Origin of the sequence: Neobacillus drentensis (assembly GCF_036965645.1) — a bacterium.
In the GTDB taxonomy this organism is placed as follows: Bacteria; Bacillota; Bacilli; order Bacillales; family Cytobacillaceae; genus Neobacillus; species Neobacillus drentensis_D.
On sequence record NZ_JBALPZ010000188.1, the window covers coordinates 4,993 to 10,745 of the forward strand.

5 protein-coding genes and 1 pseudogene are annotated in these 5,753 nt (G+C 38.0%); 4 read left to right on the forward strand and 2 right to left on the reverse strand.

The window, feature by feature from the left end; genetic code table 11:
• From V7266_RS27330 to V7266_RS27340, 3 genes and pseudogenes are all read left to right on the forward strand, one after another.
• Positions 1 to 107: pseudogene (locus V7266_RS27330) on the forward strand (GNAT family N-acetyltransferase); the annotation flags it as partial.
• 23 nt (positions 108 to 130) lie between these two features.
• Positions 131 to 742, forward strand: coding sequence for an FMN-binding negative transcriptional regulator (locus V7266_RS27335; RefSeq protein ID WP_335472369.1), 612 nt, complete (start codon positions 131 to 133; stop codon positions 740 to 742).
• A 153-nt stretch (positions 743 to 895) separates the two neighbouring features.
• Positions 896 to 2,002 (forward strand): glycosyl hydrolase family 18 protein, encoded by a 1,107-nt coding sequence (locus V7266_RS27340; protein ID WP_335472370.1) that lies wholly within the window; start codon positions 896 to 898, stop codon positions 2,000 to 2,002.
• A gap of 60 nt (positions 2,003 to 2,062) precedes the next feature.
• Here the strand turns inward: V7266_RS27340 and V7266_RS27345 are convergent, their stop codons facing one another.
• On the reverse strand, positions 2,063 to 2,689 hold the full coding sequence (locus tag V7266_RS27345; RefSeq protein ID WP_335472371.1) for a metal-dependent hydrolase: 627 nt from the start codon (positions 2,687 to 2,689) through the stop codon (positions 2,063 to 2,065).
• Between the two features lie 497 nt (positions 2,690 to 3,186).
• Entirely contained in the window at positions 3,187 to 3,771 is a 585-nt protein-coding gene (locus V7266_RS27350) for a TetR/AcrR family transcriptional regulator (protein WP_335472372.1), read from the reverse strand.
• Between the two features lie 276 nt (positions 3,772 to 4,047).
• Here V7266_RS27350 and V7266_RS27355 point away from each other — a divergent pair, with 276 nt between their 5' ends.
• Positions 4,048 to 5,502 carry a DHA2 family efflux MFS transporter permease subunit gene (locus V7266_RS27355; protein WP_335472373.1) on the forward strand — a complete coding sequence of 485 codons (1,455 nt, stop codon included), beginning with the start codon at positions 4,048 to 4,050 and terminating at the stop codon, positions 5,500 to 5,502.
• The last annotated feature ends 251 nt before the right edge of the window (positions 5,503 to 5,753 follow it).

Below are 5,753 nucleotides of genomic sequence, written 5' to 3' on the forward strand. Positions count from 1 at the left end.
TTTGTTCCGTATATAAGAAAATGGGGTTTGTACAAACGGGAGCTCACTCTTTTTATATGGGGGATGAAGAACAAATAGACTTTATAATGACCAAAACACTTAGATAACTTTTTAGAAGGGTGGAACCATGATGTATATACCTAAACATTTTAAAATCGATGATGAAGGCAAGATTTATGATTTTATTGAAAAGTATAGCTTTGCCACTTTATTTTCACAGCATAACGGAGAACCTTACGCTACTCATCTTCCTCTGATATTAAATAAATCTGAAAATACTTTATATGGTCATTTTGCACGTCCGAACGAACAATGGAAGGATGCTGAAAACCAACAAATTCTTGTGATTTTTCAAGGTCCCCATAGTTATATTTCTCCTTCTTGGTACGAAACCATGAAGGCTGTACCTACATGGAATTATGTGTCGATCCATGTATATGGAAAGATGGAGATCATCGAAAATCAAAAAGTAATCGTTGATTCTTTAAATGACATGGTAAAAAAATATGAAAGTCCCACTAGTCCATATAATTTAAGTGATGTAGACCCCAGTTTTATTGAAGGCATGAGTAAAGGAATTGTAGCTTTCAGAATCCACATCACAAAAATAGAAGCGAAAGCTAAATTAAGCCAAAATCATCCTGTTGAACGACAGGAGTTAATTATTAAGCAACTAGAAAACACATCCCAACACGATTCTCTACAGGTAGCAGCTCTGATGAAGAAAAATCTAGAAAAATAAAGTAAAAGTAATTCAATTCTTGTGTTTTCTGGATACCGCCGAGCAAAAATGGTATTTTTTCCGTCATCCTTTTTGGGAGAAAAGATCATTCGTGAATAAGTTACAACCTTTCTCATCAACTTAAGATATATACAAACTAGAAGAAGGTGTATTATGGCGAAAAACGGTTTCCGGTCATTCACGATCATTTCTTTAAGCATAGCAATATTACTAATGTCATCCTGTAGTCAATTACAAAGAAAAGAGGATAAAAATAAGGATAAAAGTCCTCGTGAAGTCTTAGGTTTCTACACAGAAAAGGAAGGAACATATCCAGGGTCTCAGCCTACCGTGAACTCGCAATTCAACAGTATGAGCATCATTGCACCCTTTTGGTATAAGCTTGATGATCAACATCCAGGCGGTCTTATAGATTCTGTTACTGTAAATCATAAGAAAAAGGTGATTCAGAGTGCTCATAAAAAACACCTGAAGGTTTATATGGTTGTACATAATCTCTTTTATGAAACCGTGGAGAAGGGAAAGCAAGTTGCGAGTAATGTACTTGATAACGATAAAAATCGTGATGTGTTCATTCAGAATATACGCAATGAAATAAATCAGTATAAATATGATGGTATTAATATTGACATGGAAAATTTGAATTTGACTGACCGAGATTCCTTTAGTTGGATGATTAAGAAATTGTCAGATGCTCTGCATCCTGATGGAAAAATAGTTACGGTTTCAGTCCCGGCAAACACAGGTGATTCCCGTGCCAATCCCTGGTCTCCATGGTTTGATTACAAAAAGCTTGGTCGATACTCAGATCGGTTAATGATTATGACTTACGATGAACACAACCCAAGAACAGCACCCGGTTCCACAGCATCAGTTAATTGGACAGAAGCAACGATTCGTTATGCTTTGAAACAGGGAGTACCACCATCAAAAATTTTACTCGGTATCGCTGGTTATGGATGGGACTGGGATACAACAGCAAAAAAAGCCGTGTATAGCTCCTATAAACAGTTAATGGATCAGAAAACAACATATAAAGCTAAAGTTAAATGGGATTCCCCGTCGCAAACACCTTTTTTCAGTTACGTAGATGAAAAACAACATAGCCACCAGGCTTGGTTTGAGAATAGCTATAGTCTGCGGTTTAAGTTAAACCTAGTAGAAAAACATAACTTACGGGGAATCGGGATTTGGAGGCTAGGCTTAGAAGACCCAAAATACTGGACGACCATACCAAAGAAAATAAAAGTAAAAAAGTAATGGAATCTTAAATTAAAAAAAAGGATATTTTATAAGGGGATTTTTCAGTCCCCTCCAAACTTATAATTCCATAGATGACAGTGGTAAGAACAGCTTAATCCCCCGTTTATTAAAGGGGAGAATTTTTAAATCGGCTATCAGATGACTGATGTAACCACCTATACAAGAATAGAAAACACCATGAATCCCAAGTGAAGCCTCGAAATTGGAAGCAATCAACCCAAAGAAAAGAATCCCTAAGATGGAATGGGTATAGGTGCGATGAGAAGAAAAGGACGCAATGACTATGTAAATGCCAAGCAGAATTAACCATAGCTCGTCTAACGAGAATCCACCCAACAGGATAGCAATCCCTGTAATGGTTAACATATGTTTTTGTTTAATGAGGGATGCAACCACTATAACCAAAATACCGATTCCAATCCCCAGCCATCTATCCCCCCTTGTTTTCTCAGCGAAACTATATAGGATCATCATTATCCCAATGATCAGGGCAGATAGCCGAATTACTTTATGAGACAAAGTAATTTTTCCGCGAAGTTTCCCGTCAATATCTAGATCAGGGATTAGACCTGAGATACCTCCTAATCCTACAAGCAAGAGTGTTGCTGACGGTGAGGTGTGCACTGTATTCACAACAATAAATCCTGTTGCTGATCCAATGACTGCATGTGATGTACCATTCAATTTAATTTCCCCTTTAAACATTATAGATATAGTAGGGCCAAAAACAGACATTACCTATTTTACACCAAAACATCTGTTCTGTTTAGGGGAATTTAGGATTGTAGTAGAATTTAGGATTTACCAGAGAAAAGGATTGTTAATATTGGGATAAGAATAGTAGTTTCATATAGTTAATTAGAGTGGATTAGTTATGTTGTGAGCTTACATGAGGGTGGTAGAAGAATGAGGAAAGAGCAGAAGTCAATAAGCGTATAAAAAATAATAATATTATGTAAACAATAATTCGCTATATTCATAAATAAGCTCCACTCTTCTTAAAAAACAAATAAATTATCAGTTGGGATTTGAAACAATTAGAAGTCCAAGGATTAGGGGCTTCTATTTTTTTACGGTTTTAAACTTTTCAAGAACAAACGAATGACAGAACAAATGGATGCTGTAAATAAAATTATCGGCACCCATTCTTTCGTCATAGAAAAGTTCTAAGGAATAGATAACTATTTCTGACCTGATTGAAAAAGTAAAGACAACTGCTTGGCAAGATATTGCGGAGTATAGGGCATATCCTTACGTAACCACGCGGAAATCGTGCCGATGAGAGCCGAAGAACCGTGCCAAATAGCAATATCCTTTTGAATGCCTTTAGCAGCGAGCAAGTTACTATCCACTCGCTCTGTTATCGTTTCAGTAATGATATTTAACAAGCGCTCTGTAAAGATGGGAGTTCGTCTGGAACCAAGGACCACTTTATAGAATTTAGCATTCTCGGCAATATACTCAAGCAGCGTGACAAGCTTTACCCATCCGAGTTCATCAGCCGACGAATTTTGACTAATTGTTGTACTTTTCAAAATTGATTCAATATCCTCTGCCATTTCTTGGGCCATTTTCTCCAGCATGTCTTGAATATCATCGTAATGGAGATAAAACGTAACACGGTTAATAGTCGCACGTTCTGCAATTCGATTAACCGTTATTTTATTGATTTCCATCTCCTGCAGTAAATCGATTAATGCATCCTTGATCAATTGGCGCGTACGAAGGATCCGAGGATCTACTCGCTGCTTTGCATTGTCTGTCACGTCGACAAACCCTTCCTATTATTTGGTAATTTACAAAAACGTCAGTTCTGTCTATTATTTTCGACTTTCCCAACATAATTCAAATAAACGTTAACTAATTTACACTTCCTCAGAAATTGTCTGTTGTCAGAACTAAGAACTCATTATAAAGTAATTTATACAATGTTTATTATTAAACACATTGTAAAAAAAGTCTATATTCAAAGGAGAAAGGATAGGAGATAATTGACGAATAATCATAAAACTGTCACAAATTCAATAAAAAAAGGACCTATCATGTTCATTATGATCTTAGGTGCTTTCATTGCAACCTTAAACCAAACACTCATGAGTGTCGCTACTCCTGAACTAATGGTTGAATTTAAAATCACAGCTGCAACGGCACAGTGGTTAACGACCGGCTACATGCTCGTGAACGGGGTCTTGATCCCGATTACCGCTTACTTTATGCAGCGGTTTACCACACGGCAGCTTTTTCAAGCTTCCATGTTTATCTTTTTAGCTGGGACCATCGTTTCTGCTATTGCAACAGGATTTCCTCTATTATTGACCGGACGCATGATTCAGGCGGCTGGTGCAGGAATTATCATGCCGCTCTTAACGAATGTTATTTTGACCATATTTCCTCCCAACAAACGAGGAGCGGCGATGGGAATGGTCGGACTTGCAATTATTTTCGCCCCGGCCATTGGGCCTACCATTGCCGGCTATATTATTGAAAACTACAAATGGGAAACGATGTTTTACGGGATGATTCCATTTGCTGTCATTGTCATTGTATTAGGATTCATTTATCTCCGAAATGTTTCCGAACCAACCAAGACAAAACTCGATATCCTAAGTGTCGTGCTCTCTACCATTGGATTCGGCGCATTACTTTACGGTTTCAGCCGAGCTGGAAGCCTTGGTTGGTCAGATGTAGAGGTACTAAGTACGATTACAGTGGGCGTCTTGTCCCTTGCACTCTTTTCTTGGAGGGCGTTAAAGTCGCAAAATCCGTTGCTCGACTTACGTGCATTCAAATACAATATGTTCTCTCTAACGACCATTATCAATATCGCGGTTACGATGGCCATGTATGCGGATATGATGCTGCTTCCACTATATCTTCAAAATGTCCGCGGTTATACAGCCATTGAGTCCGGCCTTCTCCTTCTTCCAGGGGCGCTAATCATGGGCTTCCTTATGCCTGTTACCGGCAAGCTGTTCGATCGCTTTGGTGCAAAATGGCTTACGGTGATCGGAATGATTATTACCATTGCGACAACGATGGGCTTTACTAATTTGACGGATTCGACCAGTTATACCTATTTAGTTCTCATGTCAACAGGACGCCGGATTGGGATGGCCTTGATGATGATGCCATTACAGACGGCCGGTCTAAACCAATTACCACAGCAGTTAAATGCACACGGTACCGCTATAAGCAATACCATTCGGCAAGTGGCGGGTGCCGTGGGTACTTCTCTTCTAGTTACAGTTATGTCGGACAGAACGAAATCACATCTGCAGGAGATGATTCCTACTGCAGCTGCTAAAGGCCTGAATCAAGCTCAGCTTATTAAGGAAGCAACTATACAGGGTATTAATGACGCCTATCTTGTCATCGTTGGGATCGGTATCATTGGATTACTTCTTTCCTTGTTTATCAAGAAGGTTAAACAAGCCTCTGAAATAGAATCCAAAGTCCTTATGAAAAAGGCACAAAGAAGAGAATTGGAAACGAACTAACTTTTTATTGTAGATGACTTTCGTTTTGAGGAAAAAGTAATTAGGGATAAACAAAAAAAGATTTTGAACTGCACCCCAATTGTTAGACAGTACTAACAGTTGGAGGTGCATTTTTATGTAATATTGAATACATAGATTACTAGTAAACAAAAAACCTCTGTAAAAGTATGAAGTTAATACTTTCACAAAAGTTTTTGGGGATTTTTATTAATATATATGTGATTCATTTTCTTTCTACATATAATCATATA